This window comes from Nocardia anocheti, from assembly GCF_029675105.1.
Classification (GTDB): Bacteria; Actinomycetota; Actinomycetes; order Mycobacteriales; family Mycobacteriaceae; genus Nocardia.
Genome location: NZ_JAQQFV010000007.1, coordinates 185,025 through 200,263 on the forward strand (window position 1 = coordinate 185,025; position 15,239 = coordinate 200,263).

General features: G+C 69.0%; 14 protein-coding genes. 11 read left to right on the forward strand and 3 right to left on the reverse strand.

Annotation, left to right across the window (positions count from 1 at the left end):
* The first annotated feature begins 21 nt into the window (after window positions 1-21).
* The 7 genes from uvrC to tpiA all read left to right on the forward strand — a co-directional run bounded on the left by uvrC (window position 22) and on the right by tpiA (window position 8,333).
* Window positions 22-2,013: an excinuclease ABC subunit UvrC gene (gene uvrC / locus QC180_RS19865; protein WP_278264269.1), complete on the forward strand. Its 1,992-nt coding sequence runs from the start codon at window positions 22-24 to the stop codon at window positions 2,011-2,013.
* Between the two features lie 119 nt (window positions 2,014-2,132).
* Window positions 2,133-3,089: an RNase adapter RapZ gene (gene rapZ / locus QC180_RS19870; protein ID WP_278264270.1), complete on the forward strand. Its 957-nt coding sequence runs from the start codon at window positions 2,133-2,135 to the stop codon at window positions 3,087-3,089.
* Window positions 3,086-4,132 carry a gluconeogenesis factor YvcK family protein gene (locus tag QC180_RS19875; RefSeq protein WP_278264271.1) on the forward strand — a complete coding sequence of 349 codons (1,047 nt, stop codon included), beginning with the start codon at window positions 3,086-3,088 and terminating at the stop codon, window positions 4,130-4,132. The genes rapZ and QC180_RS19875 overlap by 4 nt, the downstream gene beginning before the upstream one ends.
* A complete protein-coding gene (gene whiA / locus QC180_RS19880) occupies window positions 4,123-5,106 on the forward strand; it encodes a DNA-binding protein WhiA (RefSeq protein WP_278264272.1) in 984 nt (327 codons plus the stop codon). Before QC180_RS19875 ends, whiA begins: the two co-directional genes overlap by 10 nt.
* Before the next feature lie 199 nt (window positions 5,107-5,305).
* A complete protein-coding gene (gene gap, locus QC180_RS19885; protein WP_278264273.1) occupies window positions 5,306-6,322 on the forward strand; it encodes a type I glyceraldehyde-3-phosphate dehydrogenase in 1,017 nt (338 codons plus the stop codon).
* Between the two features lie 4 nt (window positions 6,323-6,326).
* The gene (locus QC180_RS19890) at window positions 6,327-7,541 is read left to right on the forward strand and encodes a phosphoglycerate kinase (RefSeq protein WP_278264274.1); all 1,215 of its coding nucleotides are present in this window, start codon (window positions 6,327-6,329) and stop codon (window positions 7,539-7,541) included.
* A 3-nt stretch (window positions 7,542-7,544) separates the two neighbouring features.
* The gene (gene tpiA / locus QC180_RS19895) at window positions 7,545-8,333 is read left to right on the forward strand and encodes a triose-phosphate isomerase (RefSeq protein WP_278264275.1); all 789 of its coding nucleotides are present in this window, start codon (window positions 7,545-7,547) and stop codon (window positions 8,331-8,333) included.
* A gap of 66 nt (window positions 8,334-8,399) precedes the next feature.
* Here tpiA and QC180_RS19900 read toward each other — a convergent pair whose 3' ends face one another.
* Entirely contained in the window at window positions 8,400-9,188 is a 789-nt protein-coding gene (locus QC180_RS19900) for an META domain-containing protein (RefSeq protein ID WP_278264276.1), read from the reverse strand.
* Window positions 9,189-9,416: 228 nt separating this feature from the next.
* Between QC180_RS19900 and QC180_RS19905 the strand changes: the two genes are divergently transcribed.
* The 3 genes from QC180_RS19905 (at window position 9,417) to QC180_RS19915 (ending at window position 11,532) form a co-directional block, all read left to right on the forward strand.
* On the forward strand, window positions 9,417-11,012 hold the full coding sequence (locus QC180_RS19905; protein ID WP_278264277.1) for an MFS transporter: 1,596 nt from the start codon (window positions 9,417-9,419) through the stop codon (window positions 11,010-11,012).
* A 34-nt stretch (window positions 11,013-11,046) separates the two neighbouring features.
* Window positions 11,047-11,280, forward strand: a complete 234-nt coding sequence (secG, locus tag QC180_RS19910) for a preprotein translocase subunit SecG (protein WP_278264278.1) — start codon at window positions 11,047-11,049, stop codon at window positions 11,278-11,280.
* A 78-nt stretch (window positions 11,281-11,358) separates the two neighbouring features.
* Complete coding sequence (locus tag QC180_RS19915) at window positions 11,359-11,532, forward strand: hypothetical protein (protein WP_278264279.1); 174 nt, start codon at window positions 11,359-11,361, stop codon at window positions 11,530-11,532.
* Window position 11,533: 1 nt separating this feature from the next.
* Here the strand turns inward: QC180_RS19915 and QC180_RS19920 are convergent, their stop codons facing one another.
* Together QC180_RS19920 and QC180_RS19925 are read right to left on the reverse strand one after the other, a co-directional pair.
* Entirely contained in the window at window positions 11,534-13,717 is a 2,184-nt protein-coding gene (locus QC180_RS19920) for a transketolase C-terminal domain-containing protein (RefSeq protein WP_474646494.1), read from the reverse strand.
* 81 nt (window positions 13,718-13,798) lie between these two features.
* Window positions 13,799-14,029: a hypothetical protein gene (locus QC180_RS19925; RefSeq protein WP_278264280.1), complete on the reverse strand. Its 231-nt coding sequence runs from the start codon at window positions 14,027-14,029 to the stop codon at window positions 13,799-13,801.
* Between the two features lie 552 nt (window positions 14,030-14,581).
* Between QC180_RS19925 and QC180_RS19930 the strand changes: the two genes are divergently transcribed.
* Window positions 14,582-15,031, forward strand: coding sequence for a hypothetical protein (locus QC180_RS19930; protein WP_278264281.1), 450 nt, complete (start codon window positions 14,582-14,584; stop codon window positions 15,029-15,031).
* The last annotated feature ends 208 nt before the right edge of the window (window positions 15,032-15,239 follow it).

Sequence of the window (15,239 nt, forward strand, 5' to 3'; positions counted from 1 at the left end):
CGGGGTCGATAGTCTTGACGAGTGGCAGATCCCGCGACGTACCGGCCGGCGCCGGGCACGATCCCCGTCGAACCCGGTGTGTACAAATTCCGGGACGCGCACGGGCGGGTCGTCTATGTCGGCAAGGCCAAGAGCCTGCGCAGTCGGCTGAACTCCTACTTTGCCGACGTGCTGTCCCTGCACCCGCGCACCAAGCAGATGGTGACCACCGCCGCCAGCGTCGAGTGGACGGTGGTCTCCACCGAGGTCGAGGCACTGCAGCTCGAGTACAACTGGATCAAGGAGTTCGATCCGCGCTTCAACGTCCGCTACCGCGACGACAAGACCTACCCGGTCCTGGCGGTGACGCTGAACGAGGAGTACCCGCGCCTGTTCGTCTATCGCGGTGCCCGCAAGAAGGGCGTGCGCTACTTCGGCCCCTACGCCCACGCCTGGGCCATCCGCGAGACCCTCGACCTGCTGCTGCGGGTGTTCCCGGCGCGCACCTGCTCCAACGGAGTCTTCAAGCGGCACAGCCAGATCGGGCGCCCGTGTCTGCTGGGCTACATCGACAAGTGCTCGGCGCCGTGCGTCGGCCGGGTCGACGCCGCCGAGCACCGCCGCATCGTCGAGGACTTCTGCGACTTCCTCTCCGGCAAGACCGACAAGATGGTGCGCGCGCTGGAGCGGCGTATGCACGAGGCCGCCGAGGACCTGGATTTCGAGACCGCGGCCCGCCTGCGCGACGACGTGCAGGCCCTGCGCCGTGCCCTGGAGAAACAGGCCGTGGTGCTCGGCACCGGCACCGACGCCGATGTGATCGCCTTCGCCACCGATGAGCTCGAGGCGGCGGTGCAGATCTTCCACGTCCGCGACGGCCGGGTGCGCGGCCAGCGCGGCTGGGTGGTCGACAAGTCCGGCGACGCGCTCGACGTCGCCGAGTCCGGCACCGAACTGGCCGCGCTGGTCGAGCAGTTCCTCACCCAGTTCTACGGCGAGCAGGCCGCCATGGCCGAGCAGAACACCGGGAGCGAGGCCGCGGTGGTGGTCCCGCGCGAGGTGCTGGTCCCGGAACTGCCCGCCGACGCCGTCGAGATCCAGGACTGGCTGAGCGATCTGCGCGGTGCCGCGGTCTCGCTGCGCGTGCCCCAGCGCGGCGACAAGAAGGCGCTCGCCGAGACCGTGCAGCGCAACGCGGGGGAGGCACTGGCCCAGCACAAGCTCAAGCGCGCGGGTGACCTCACCTCCAGATCCCAAGCGCTGCAGGACATCCAGGACGCCCTCGAACTCGACAGCGCGCCGCTGCGGATCGAATGCGTCGACATCAGCCATGTCCAGGGCACCGACGTGGTCGCCTCACTGGTGGTCTTCGAGGACGGGCTGGCTCGCAAATCCGACTACCGCCACTACGCCATCAAGGAGGCCGCGGGCGACGGCCGCTCCGACGACGTCGCCAGCATCGCCGAGGTGACCCGTCGCCGTTTCGCCCGCCTCGCCCGCGACCGGCAGCAACCGGTCGACATCGAACCCGACGAGACCGAGGAACCCGCCTCGCGCCCCGGCATCGACCCCTCCACCGGCAGGCCGCGCCGCTTCGCCTACCCGCCGAATCTCTACGTCGTCGACGGCGGCGCGCCCCAGGTCGCAGCGGCCGCCGAGGTGCTCGACGAACTCGGCATCACCGATGTCGCCGTGATCGGCCTGGCCAAGCGCCTGGAGGAGGTGTGGGTGCCCGGCGAGGCCGACCCGGTGATCATGCCGCGCAACAGCGAGGCCCTCTACCTGCTGCAACGCGTGCGCGACGAGGCCCACCGCTTCGCCATCACCTTCCACCGCAGCAAGCGCTCCCGGCGGATGACGGCCTCGGCGCTGGACTCGGTGCGCGGGCTCGGCGAGGCCAGGCGCACCGCGCTGGTGACCCACTTCGGCTCGGTCGCGCGGATCAAGGACGCGACTGTCGAGGAGATCACATCGGTGCCCGGTATCGGGGTCTCCACCGCGAAAGCGGTGCTCGAAGCGCTCAATTCCCCCTAGCCGGGTCGGGCGCATCACCGTCACGCAATATTGCGAGTGCCGTACGTTGTGTGTCTGCGCCCGATACCCGAACCGGTGCGGGATGATCGAAAGGCACCCAGAAACGGATCCGGTAGGACATGACACGCGTCGAATCGAACAGCACAGCGGGGGCGGCACCCGGGCAGTCCGGGTCGGTCACCGACATACAGCAACCAGTAGAAGTGGTCATCGTGACCGGCTTGTCCGGCGCTGGCCGCGGCACCGCCGCGCGGGTATTGGAGGATCTCGGCTGGTACGTGACCGACAACCTACCGCCCGAACTGATCGGGCGGATGATCGAGCTCGGCGCCGCCGCCGACCCGCCGATCCGGCGGTTGGCCCTGGTCATGGACGTGCGCAGCCGGTTCTTCACCGGTGAGCTGTCCGGCGTCACCGAGCAGCTGCGGTCGGCGGGCATCCGCACCCGCGTGCTGTTCCTCGAGGCCTCCGACGACGTGCTGATCCGGCGCTTCGGCTTCGCCAGGCGCAGGCATCCACTGCAGAGCGACAGCCCCGACGGCACGCTCTCGGCGGGCATCACCGCCGAGCGGGTCCGGCTCTCGTCGGTCAAGGCCGCCGCCGACCTGGTCATCGACACCACCGAGCTCTCGATCCACCAGCTGCACCGCAAGCTGGAGGAAGCCTACGGGGCTGGCGCGCCAGCGGCACTGCAGCTGACGGTGCAATCGTTCGGCTTCAAGTACGGTGTTCCCCTCGACGCCGACATGGTGCTGGACGTGCGTTTTCTGCCCAATCCGCATTGGATTCCCGAACTGCGGGAACACACCGGGCAGGAAGCGGTGGTCAGCGACTACGTGTTGTCGAGGCCGGGCGCGCAGGACTACTTGAGCACCGGTGAGCACCTGGTCGACCTGACCACGACGGGATACCGCCAAGAGGGGAAGCGATACATGACGGTGGCAGTGGGCTGCACCGGCGGTAAACATCGCAGCGTCGCGATCGCCGAGGCGCTCGGCGAGCGCATCGGCGACGACACCGCGCACACGGCGGTCGACGTCGTGCGCGTGGTGCACCGGGATCTGGGGCGCGAATGAGTGGAGGTGACACCGACCCAGCCGTCGTCGCACTGGGCGGCGGACACGGGCTGTACGCGACCCTGACCGCGGTGCGCAGGCTGACCCAGCGGATCACCGCCGTGGTCACCGTGGCCGACGACGGCGGGTCCTCGGGCCGGTTGCGCGGCGAACTCGGCATGCTCCCACCAGGTGACCTGCGGATGGCGCTGGCCGCGCTGTCCGAGGACGCCGAGGGCGTGTGGACCACCACGGTCCAGCACCGCTTCGGCGGCACCGGCGCGCTGGCCGGGCACTCGGTGGGCAATCTGATCCTGGCCGGGCTCACCGATGTCCTCGGTGACCCGGTCGCCGCGCTGGACGCGGTGGGCTCGCTGCTGCGGATCACCGGCCGGGTGCTGCCCATGTCGCCGATCCCACTCGACATCGAGGCCGAAGTGTCCGGGCTGGAATCGGATCCGCGGATCGGGCGCCGCGTGCGCGGTCAGGTTGCGGTGGCCACCACGCCGGGTAAGGTCCGGCGGGTGCGGCTGATTCCGTCCGATCCGCCTGCCAGTCCGGAGGCGACCGCGGCCATCGAGCACGCGGATGTCGTTGTGCTGGGCCCGGGTTCGTGGTTCACCAGCGTCATCCCGCATGTCCTGGTGCCGCAACTGCGCGAGACCCTGGTGCGCACCGCGGCGCGCAAGGTATTGGTATTGAATCTGGCCGCGGAGCCGGGGGAGACCGCCGGCTTTTCCGCGGAGCGTCATCTGCATGTATTGTCCCAGCACGCACCGGATTTCGCGGTCGATGACGTGCTAGTCGACTCGGCGTCGGTGCCCGAGGGGCGGCAGCGGGAACATGTGGCAAGAGCCGCCGAACAGTTGCGCGCACGGGTAACGTTCTGCGATGTCGCCGAGCCGGGAACGGATCGGCATCATCCCGGAAAACTTGCCGCCGCACTGGATCAGGTGATCCGGTCGCCGCGGCCGCAACTGGCAGGGCTTCGAGTCGAGGGACGGCACACGGGATCGGATGTGCGTTCCGGGTCGGTGGGAAAGGAGCGCGTCTCGTGGCGATGACAGCCGAGGTGAAGGACGAGCTGAGCAGGCTCGTGGTGTCGCAGGTCAGCTCGCGGAAAGCGGAATTGTCGGCGTTGCTGCGGTTCGCGGGTGGTCTGCACATCGTCGGGGGCCGGGTGATCGTGGAAGCCGAAGTGGACATGGGGTCCATCGCGCGGCGCCTGCGCCGGGAGATCTTCGAGCTCTACGGATACGGCTCCGACGTGCACGTACTGGGCGCCGGTGGGCTACGCAAGACCTCCCGCTATGTCGTGCGGGTGTCGAAGGAGGGCGAGGCGCTGGCGCGTCAGACCGGCCTGCTCGACGTGCGCGGCAGGCCGGTGCGCGGGTTGCCCGCCCAGGTGGTCGGCGGCAGCATCGGTGACGCCGAAGCCGCTTGGCGTGGCGCGTTTCTGGCGCACGGTTCGCTCACCGAGCCGGGGCGGTCCTCGGCGCTCGAGGTGAGCTGCCCGGGTCCGGAGGCCGCGTTGGCACTGGTCGGCGCCGCGCGTCGGCTCGGCATCACCGCCAAGGCCCGCGAGGTGCGCGGCACCGACCGGGTGGTGGTGCGTGACGGCGAGGCCATCGGTGCCCTGCTCACCCGGATGGGCGCCCAGGACACCCGCCTGACCTGGGAGGAACGCCGGATGCGCCGTGAGGTGCGGGCCACCGCCAACCGGCTGGCCAACTTCGACGACGCCAACCTGCGCCGCTCGGCGCGCGCGGCCGTCGCCGCGGCGGCCCGGGTCGAGCGGGCGCTGGAGATCCTCGCCGACGACGTGCCGGACCATCTGGCCGCGGCGGGCAAGCTGCGTGTACAGCACCGGCAGGCCTCGCTCGAGGAACTCGGTCAGCTCGCCGATCCGCCGATGACCAAGGACGCGGTCGCGGGCCGGATCCGGCGGTTGCTGTCGATGGCCGATCGCCGGGCCAAGGACCTCGGGATCCCCGACACCGAGTCGGCGGTCACCGCGGAACTTCTCGACGACGCGTAACAGTCCGATTCGCCACTGGCTGTGGCGAATCCGACGTTTGGGGCAGAGCGGTCATGCACGATCGCTCTGCCCCTTACTCTGGGTGGTCCATAGGCAGCTGGCGGTACCTCACGCGGCACAGTTCCGCTGACGGGAACGGCCAGGTGGCTACTAGTCTGGGAACGGTCGGAACGAATCCGCTACAGGTGAGGAGCGACAAGTGACTGTCCGGGTAGGTATCAACGGCTTCGGCCGGATCGGCCGGAATTTCTTCCGCGCCGTGGAGGCCCTCAAAACTGTCGGCCAGACCGACATCGAAATCGTCGCGGTCAACGACCTCACCGACATCAACACCCTCGCCACGCTGCTGAAATACGACTCGATCCTGGGTCGGCTGCCGCAGCAGGTCTCCGTCGACGGTGACACCATCGTCGTCGGCGAGCAGCGCATCAAGGCGCTGGCCATCAAGGAGGGCCCGTCCGCGCTGCCCTGGGCGGACCTGAACGTGGACGTGGTCGTGGAGTCCACCGGGATCTTCACCGCCGCGGAGAAGGCCAAGGGTCATCTGTCCGCGGGCGCGAAGAAGGTCATCATCTCCGCTCCCGCCTCCGGCGACGACATCACCATCGTCATGGGCGTCAACGACGACAAGTACGACGGCACCCAGAACATCATCTCCAACGCGTCCTGCACCACCAACTGTCTCGGCCCGATCGCCAAGGTCCTCAACGACGCCTTCGGCATCGAGCAGGGCTTGATGACCACCGTGCACGCCTACACCCAGGACCAGAACCTGCAGGACGCGCCGCACAAGGACCTGCGCCGCGCCCGCGCCGCCGCCCTCAACATCGTGCCCACCGGCACCGGCGCCGCCAAGGCGATCGGCCTGGTCCTGCCCGAGCTGCAGGGCAAACTCGACGGCTACGCACTGCGCGTTCCGGTCCCGACCGGCTCGGTCACCGACCTGACCGCTACCCTGTCAAGGCCGGTTACTGTCGAGGAGGTCAACGCCGCGATGAAGGCTGCCGCCGAAGGGCCGATGCAGGGCATCCTCAAGTACAACGAGGACCCCATCGTGTCCAGTGACATCGTCACCGACCCGCACTCGTCCATCTACGACGCGCCGCTGACCAAGGTCATCGGCAACGAAGTCAAGGTGGTGTCGTGGTACGACAACGAGTGGGGATATTCCAACCGTCTGGCCAACCTTGTCGACCTCGTGGGTAAGTCTCTCTGAAAATATGACTGTCAAAACACTCCAAGACCTCCTGTCCGACGGCGTCGAAGGCCGTGGCGTGCTCGTGCGCTCCGACCTGAACGTGCCACTCGACGATCAGGGGCAGATCACCGACCCGGGCCGCATCATCGCCTCGGTCCCCACCATCGCGGCGCTGGTCGAGGCCGGTGCCAAGGTGGTCGTGATGGCGCACCTCGGCCGCCCCAAGGGCGAGCCCGACCCGAAGTTCTCGCTGGCCCCGGTGGCCGCGAAGCTCGCCGAACTGCTGGGCCGCAATGTCCAGCTCGCCGGTGACGTGGTGGGCTACGACGCGCTCTCGCGCTCGGAGGGCCTCACCGACGGTGACGTGCTGCTGCTCGAGAACGTGCGTTTCGATCCGCGCGAGACCAGCAAGGACGAGGGGGAGCGGGCCAAGCTGGCCGCCGCCTACGTCGAACTGGTCGGCGACGACGGCGCTTTCGTCTCCGACGGCTTCGGTGTGGTGCATCGCAAGCAGGCCTCGGTCTACGACGTGGCCCAGCAGCTCCCGCATTACGCGGGCACGCTGGTCGCCGCGGAGGTCGAGGTGCTGCGCAAGCTCACCGAGGACCCGGCCCGCCCCTACGCGGTGGTGCTCGGCGGCTCCAAGGTCTCCGACAAGCTCGCCGTGATCGAGGCGCTGGCCCCCAAGGTCGACACCCTCGTCATCGGTGGCGGCATGTGCTTCACCTTCCTTGCCGCCCAGGGCCTTTCGGTGGGCACCTCGCTGCTGCAGGAGGAGATGATCGACACCTGCAAGGGGCTGCTCGAGCGTTTCGGCGACGTGCTGCACCTGCCCGTCGACATCGTCGCGGCCGACAAGTTCGCCGCCGACGCCGAATCGAAGACCGTCGCCTCGACCGAGATCCCGGACGGCTGGATGGGTCTGGACATCGGCCCCGAGTCGGTGGCCCGGTTCTCCGCGCTGCTCACCGAGGCGAAGACGGTGTTCTGGAACGGCCCGATGGGCGTGTTCGAGTTCGAGAAGTTCGCCGCGGGCACCCGCGGGGTCGCCGAGGCCATCGTGACCGCCACCGGTAAGGGCGCGTTCACGGTCGTCGGCGGTGGCGACTCGGCCGCGGCCGTGCGCACCCTCGGCCTGCCCGAGGACGGCTTCTCTCACATCTCCACCGGTGGTGGCGCGTCTCTGGAATACCTGGAAGGCAAAGAGCTGCCAGGTATTTCGGTGCTGGAGGACTGAGCCGTGGCCGCACGCAAGCCGCTCATCGCGGGCAACTGGAAGATGAACCTCAACCACCTCGAGGCCATCGCGCTGGTGCAGAAGGTGGCCTTCGCGCTGCCGGACAAGTACTTCGCGAAGGTCGACGTGGCGGTCATCCCGCCGTTCACCGACATCCGCAGCGTGCAGTCGCTGATCGAGGGCGACAAGCTCCTGCTCACCTATGGTGCGCAGGACGTCTCGACCCACGATTCCGGCGCCTACACCGGTGAGGTCAGCGCCCCCATGCTGGCCAAGCTCGGCTGCACCTACGTCGTGGTCGGGCACTCGGAGCGCAGGCAGTACCACAGCGAGGACGACGCGACCGTGCTCGCCAAGGCCAAGCAGGCGCTGAAGTACGGGATCACCCCGATCGTGTGCATCGGCGAGGGCCTGGGCGTCCGCGAGGCGGGCACACACGTCGAATACAACCTCGAGCAGCTGCGGGGTTCGCTGCAGGGCCTGTCGGCCGAGGAGATCGCGAAGGTCGTCATCGCCTACGAGCCGGTGTGGGCCATCGGCACCGGCAAGGTCGCCTCGGCGGCCGACGCGCAGGAAGTGTGCGGCGCGATCCGTGGCGAGCTGGAGAAGCTCGCGTCGCCGGAGGTCGCGGCGGGTGTGCGGGTGCTCTACGGCGGCTCGGTCAACGCCAAGAACGTCGGCGAGCTGGTCGGGCAGACCGATATCGACGGCGCGCTGGTGGGCGGTGCCTCGCTCAAGGGTGACGAGTTCGCCACCCTGTCGGCGATCGCCGCGGGCGGTCCGCTGCCCTGATCCGGGGGATCGAACGCCGAAGGGCCGGACACCGCGAATCGGTGTCCGGCCCTTCGTTTTCCGCGTCTACTGGGCGCGCAGCACCAGGCCGTAGCCGTTGTCGTTGCGCAGCGTGAGCTGGTCGGCGTCGATGCTGGCCGTGGTGCGTCCGTCGAGCGCCCGCAGGACGTTCTGCTCGACCTCCATCACCTCGGGCGCGCACATCATCCGAGTGGTGGCCACGGCGAAGTTCACCGCGTCGCCGGGGCCGACGCCCGCGGTCCCCGTGATGCGGTTGCAGCCCGCCATCCCGGCGACGGTGCCGCCCTCGCCGATGGTCAGATTCGGGCTCACCTCGTCGAGCACGGTCGAGCGGACCTGCCCCTCCGGGGTGAGCATGGTGGTGACGATCCAGGTGGTGCCCAGCAGCGGCCGGTCCGGATCGACCACCTTCTTGTCGGTGAGGTGCACGGTGACGGTCTCGCCGGTCAGCGTGAGCCGGTCCCCGTCGACACGCCAGCGCGGCGCCGACTCCAGGAAGGAGTTCTGCCAGGTGTCGGCGCGTTCGCGTCCACCCGCGCACGCCATCAGGGTGCCCGCCAGCGGTGAGGTGCGCAGGATGTGGTCGCTCAGGTCGACGGTGCCGCTGCTGGTGTTGCAGCCGGAGTTCGCCGAGATGCGCCCGTCGGCGAAGGTGAGCGTCATCGGGCCGCCGCCGGGGATGGTGTCGCCGTCGACCTCGGTGGAGACGTAGGTGTGGCCCATCGGGGTCGCGGTGTCGTCGGTGGTGTCCCCGGAATCCGAGGACGAACACGCGGTGGCCGCGACGGCGGCCAGCACACACAGCGCGGCGAGGCGGAGCGGGATTGCCGACATGGGGGCCATCGTACGTGCCGGGATCCGGACAGCGGGGCACGTGACGACGGCGAGGCATCGTGCCGTCGCCGCCGACACGATCCCCGATCCGCCCGCGTCGGTGTGCGCGTGCCGTCGGCCCGAGCACGGAGATTCGCGCAGTGTGCGGCGAATCCGTCGGGGGATGTCACGGCGACGCGGGATCGTGCGCGGCGGCCCGGCGGCGGTCGCCGCGGATATGCTCGGCGGGTGACCAGCGCGCCCGTGAAGCCGATCTCCACGTGGGCGCCGTTGCGTTCGCCGGTGTACCGCGCGCTGTGGATCGCCCAGCTCGTGTCGAATCTGGGCACGTGGATGCAGACGGTCGGCGCGCAGTGGATCCTGGTCGACCAGCCCAACGCGGCCGCGCTGGTGTCGTTCGTGCAGACCGCGCTCGCGTTGCCGGTGATGTTGCTGTCGATCCCGTCCGGCGTGCTCGCCGACCTCGTCGACCGCCGCCGACTCCTGCTCGGCGCCCAGACCGGCATGGCCCTGGCCTCGCTGACCCTCACCGTCTTCACCGCCACCGGCCACACCACCCCCGCGGTGCTGCTCACCCTGCTGTTCCTGCTCGGCTGCGGCCAGGCGCTCACCGCACCGGCCTGGCAGGCGATCCAACCGGAACTGGTCCCGCGCGAGCAGATCCCTTCGGCGGCCGCGCTGGGCAGCATGAGCGTCAATATCGGTCGCGCGGTCGGGCCCGCGGTGGCCGGGGTGATCGTCGCGGTGGCCGGGCCGACGGTGGTCTTCGCCTTCAACACACTCTCGTTCATCGGGATCGTCGCGGTGCTGCTCGTCTCGACCTGGCAGACCAGCCCGCACACCCTGCCCAGTGAGCGTCCGCTGGCCGCCCTGCAGGCGGGCACCCGCTTCATCCGCGCGGCCCCCGCGATCCGACGCGTGCTGTTCCGCGCGATCCTGTTCATCGCCCCCGCCAGCGCGGTGTGGTCGCTGCTGCCGGTGATCGCGCACGACCGGCTCGGCCTGGCCTCCGACGGCTACGGCCTGCTGCTCGGCGCGCTCGGCCTCGGCGCGGTCTGCGGGGCGCTGGGCCTGTCGCGCCTGCGCGTGCTGTTCACCCCGACCCAGCGACTCGCCCTGGCCGCCGTGCTGTTCGGGATGGGCGCGGTCGCCACCGCGCTGGTGCACAGCGTGGTGATCGTGCTGATCCTGCTGGTCGGCGCCGGTCTGGCCTGGCTGCTGGCCATGGCGACCCTGAACTCCACCATGCAGCTGCTGCTGCCCGCCTGGGTGCGGGCGCGCGGGCTGTCGGTCTACATGCTGGTGTTCATGGGCGGTCAGGCGATCGGCTCGCTGCTGTGGGGTCTGGTCGCCGGTGCCTACGGCGCGGTGACCGCGCTGCTGATCGCGGCGGGCCTGCTGGCCGCCTGCGCGGTGAGCACGGTGTGGTGGCCGATCCGGCACAATGTCGAGGACATCGACCTCTCACCCGCGGCCTTCTGGCCCGAACCGCAGCTGGTGGTCGAACCCGACGCCGCCGACGGCCCGGTGCTGGTCATGCGCGGCTACGACGTGCCGCCCGCCGAGGTGCCCGGCTTCACCGCCGCCATGGCCATGGTCGGACGGTCCCGGCAGCGGACCGGGGCGATGGAATGGCGGCTCTACCGCGACGTCGGCGTGGTCGACCGCTATGTCGAGGCGTTCGTGGTGCGGTCCTGGGCCGAGCACATGCATCAGCACCAGGTCCGGCTGACCGCCCGCGACCGGGAGATCGAGGAGACCGTCGCCCACTACTCGGCGGGCCCCGACACCATCTCCCACCTGGTCGCGGTCGAGCCTGGTTAGACCAGTCGCCCGGAGACCACCTAGGATGAACGCCATGTCGCTGTTCCTCGATATCCTCCTTGTGATCACCAGCGTGCTGTTGGTGCTGCTGGTGCTGCTGCACCGCGCCAAGGGCGGCGGCCTGTCCAGCCTCTTCGGTGGCGGCGTCCAGTCGAGCCTGTCCGGCTCCACGGTCGTCGAGAAGAACCTCGACCGCATCACCATCTTCGTCGGCCTGGTCTGGCTCATCGCGATCCTCGGCATCGGCCTGGAGATCAAGTTCGGCTGATCCGGCCGCGTTCTCCCTTACTTCGCGCTCGTCGCACCCGACATCGATGACGGTCATCGCCGGATCGGCGGCTACGACGTGAGCGCCGTGCGCGCGAAGGACAACGGCTGCCTGCTGACCGTGCCGGGCATGGGGATCGGCGGACCCGCGGGCTTCGCGTACCTGCCGCACGGGGAACCGCCCGCCAGCAGCGGCGAGTACGACGAGCGCTACCGGCATCTCGACGGGCCCTGGTACAAGTTCTCGACCTGACTCAGCCGAGCAGGCGCCGGGCCGCGTCCTCGATCGCGTCTTCGCTCAACAGGACGGTGTCGGCGGCCGGACCCAGGGGGACGAAACTGTCCGCACTGGTCACCCTGGCCAGCGCGCCGGAGTATCCGGCGTCGATCAGTGCCGCGAACACCGACTCCGAAACCCCACCGCCGCGGCGTGTTTCATCGGCGACCAGTACGCGACCTGTCGCTCCGGCCTGCTGGATCAGGTCCTCGACCGGCAGCGGATTCAGCCAGCGCAGATCGACGACGCGTGCGTGAATACCTTGGGCGGCAAGGTGATCCGCCACCCGCAGGCTCATCGGCACCCCGTTGCCGAAGGTGACAATGGTCAGATCCGTGCCGTCCCCGTAGACCCGCGCCTTGCCGATCGGCACATGCTCCCCGGTGGGTGCGGTCATCCAGGCCTCATCCCCCGGATACAGGTCCCGCGTGTGATACAGCGCGATCGGCTCGATGAACAGGCACACGCGCCCGTCGACCCGGGCCGCCGACACGCATGTCCGGAGCAGGGCCGCCGCATCGTCGGCACGGGCGGGTACGGCCACCACCACCCCGGGGATATCACGCAGTGCCGCAAGGGAATCGTCGTTGTGGAAATGCCCGCCGAACCCCTTCTGATAGGCGAGCCCCGCGATCCGCACCACCATCGGATTGCGGAACTGCCCGTTCGAGAAGAACTGCAGCGTGGCGGCCTCGCCCCGGATCTGATCGGCGGCATTGTGTACGTAGGCGAGGTACTGGATCTCCGGGATCGGCACGAATCCGGCCAGCGCGGTGCCGAGTGCCGTACCGAGGACGGCCTGCTCGTCCAGCAAGGTATCGAACACCCGCCTGCTGCCGAACCGCTTCCGCAGCCCCTTTGTGACCCCGTACACCCCACCTTTACGGCCGACGTCCTCGCCGAACACGAGCACATCGCGATCCCGCTCGAGCAGTACACCGAGCGTGTGGTTGATCGCTTGGGCGAGAGTCATCGGCTCGGGCACAGGCACGGCCGCTCGTGTCCCCGCGTCGGTGGTAGGGCTGGAGCGCACCACGTCGGCCCGGACACCCGCAGGGTGAGCCGGTGCGAGCGGGGCGATCACCGCGGCCGCGGAGTCCAGCCGCGACTCATGGACCACCTCATCAGCGACTTCCCGGACCCGCGCACCGATCCGGTCGTATCGCGCGAGCAGGCCGGTCGCCTCGTCGATACCTGCCGCGATCAGATATCGCGCGGTGCTGAGCAGCGGATCGCGAGCGAGATCGGCGGCCATCTCCGCCGGACGACGATAGGAGGCCTCGACATCGGAACCCGCGTGCCCGCCGAGCCGAACCGTCCGCAGGTGCAGGAACACCGGCACCCGCCACGACCGCACCATCTCGACCGCGTCCTCGGCCGCACCGAGCACATCGGGCAGATCGGTGCCGTCGGCCGCCAGATAGGTGAGCCCGGGGCGCGGCCCGTAGGCCCGCTCGATCCAATCCGGCGGAGTCGGCACACTGATCCCCAGCCCGTTGTCCTCACAGACGAACAGAATCGGCATCGGCACACCCTGATGCGAAGCGTGCACGGCAGCATTGAGCGCCCCGGCTGCCGTCGAATGATTGGCCGAGGCATCCCCGAAACTGCACACCACCACCGCATCCGACGGCCACCGGCACGAAACCCCCAGCCGCGCAGCCCGATCCAGCGCGAACGCCAACCCGACCGCCCGCGGCAGATGCGAAGCGATCGTCGAGGTCTGCGGAATGATCGAGGCACTCGCACTCCCGAACACCTTGTGCCGCCCACCGGAAATCGGATCCGCCGCGGCCGCCACCACACCGAGCAACACATCCCGCACCGGATCCAGCCCGGCGATCTGCCTGCACCGCTGCACGAAGAACGCCCCCGACCGATAGTGCAACAGCGCCGGATCATCCACCCGCAGCGCCGCCGCCACCGCCGCATTCCCCTCATGCCCCGACGACCCGATACTGTAGAACCCCTGCCGCGCCACCCCCAACCGCCGCGCCACCAGATCCAGATGCCTGCCGGTGACCTGCGAATCGAACAGTTCCAGCCCGAATGCCCCATCGATCGCATCCACCGCGTCCACCCGCCCCGCCGCGGACATCTCGGCCAGCGCGTCCCGGAACGCCACATCGAGATCGAGCCCCCCACGCCCTGCCTCGCCCATCGCCCTCACTCCTCGCCTGCCGTCGAGTCGTCGTGCCGAGAAATCGATGCTAGTGCCGACTACACGTCTCGCCCCGCAGACTCAGCTGCCACCCATGACATCGAGAACTTCCGGCGCCGTGGAGGACCGCTGCTGTCCCCGGGGCACCTCGACGAGAATGACCGCGGTGACCAGCTTCTCGGCCACCGCCAGGGAGATCTCGAACCACCCGGGCCGATCACTCTCGATCGACAGCCGCAGTAAGCCCTCATGATCAGCCCGCTGAGCGGGGGAGAAGTCCTCGGGTCGTCGAGGACCACCGCTGGGATGCACGAGTGATACTTCTTCCTCGAAAAGTATCACTCGTGAAGTCCAGTGATACTTTGCTAGCAATGGCAGCACTATCGGCGTGATGGTGTGGTCGCTCTCGGTGGGGAGACGCGAACGGCGTGTGTGGCGATCTCTCAGGACCACTCCGGAGCTGTAGTCCCCGCGGCGGGTAGGGTCCGGTGGTCGGGGAAGTTCGCTGGAGGAGGGGACATGACATCAGCGGGGCCAGGAGCCCAGTTCGGTTATCCGCAGCAGCCGGGTCCGTACGGAACGCCGCAGCCCGGCCCCTACGGTGCACCCCAGCCGCAGCAACCAGGCCACTACGGCGCGCCACCACAGCAGCCCGCCCCCTACGGAGCGCCCCAGCCGTATCAACCCGCGCCCTACGGCGCCCCGCAGCCGTACTCCCAGCAACCCTACGGCCAGCCGAACCCCGCTCCCTACGGCGCACCCCCGCAGCCGAATCACGCTGCACCGCAGCCCCCTTCACCCGTCGGCCCAGAGGAGAGCCCCGCAGTCCAGGCTTACCGCGCAGCCGTCGCCCAGCACATGGCCATGGGCGGCCTGCAGGTAAGCCAGAACTGGCTCGGCCCCGTCTGGTCCACAATCGGCATCGGCGCAGTCATCAAAAGCTCCCTCAACCCCATCGAACTCGCCGTCTGCGTCGGCTACGCCGGCGAAATCTCCCCAGCCACCGTCGCCGGCTTCACCCGCCAGGTAGACGAATTCGCCCGCTCCATCCGCCGCCCCAGCGCCTTCGCCGTCAAAGGCGGCGCCTGCGCCGTAGCCGCCCTCATCTCCGAACGAGTCCACCCCGCGGCGATCCCCGCCGTCACCAACAAACCCATGAGCTTCGGCACGGTAGTAGTCCCCGCAGTCATCGACCTCACTGCCCGCCACCTCCTCATCGCCCAGAACACCCCCATGATCGGCATGGCGATGTGGGGCAGCGTGAAAGGTAAGGCCCGCCTCTACCTCCCCGAACCCAGAGCCGTCCTGGGCTGAAGACTTCTGCTCCGGCGAGAGATGTCGTGTACGGATCGGACTATGAAGAACGCTGATTACGTCCGCGCCCGACGACGCGCAATACGGAGGGCGTGGTCTCGTTCTCGACAGCTTCGAATATTCCGCTACCGCCTACCACGGGCCTCGGTCACTCCTCGACGGAGTTAAGTGCTTGGAGTTGCCTTGGCAGATGGAAACCCTTGGTGAT

Excerpts from the sequence above, each read along its gene's own strand:
- QC180_RS19900 (WP_278264276.1), bottom strand. The coding sequence starts at position 9,188 with ATGTCGGCAATCCCGCTCCGCCTCGCCGCGCTGTGTGTGCTGGCCGCC.
- QC180_RS19890 (WP_278264274.1), top strand. The coding sequence starts at position 6,327 with ATGACTGTCAAAACACTCCAAGACCTCCTGTCCGACGGCGTCGAAGGC.
- QC180_RS19875 (WP_278264271.1), top strand. The coding sequence starts at position 3,086 with ATGAGTGGAGGTGACACCGACCCAGCCGTCGTCGCACTGGGCGGCGGA.
- secG (WP_278264278.1), top strand. The coding sequence starts at position 11,047 with ATGTCGCTGTTCCTCGATATCCTCCTTGTGATCACCAGCGTGCTGTTG.
- QC180_RS19920 (WP_474646494.1), bottom strand. The coding sequence starts at position 13,717 with ATGGGCGAGGCAGGGCGTGGGGGGCTCGATCTCGATGTGGCGTTCCGG.
- QC180_RS19930 (WP_278264281.1), top strand. The coding sequence starts at position 14,582 with ATGGGCGGCCTGCAGGTAAGCCAGAACTGGCTCGGCCCCGTCTGGTCC.
- rapZ (WP_278264270.1), top strand. The coding sequence starts at position 2,133 with ATGACACGCGTCGAATCGAACAGCACAGCGGGGGCGGCACCCGGGCAG.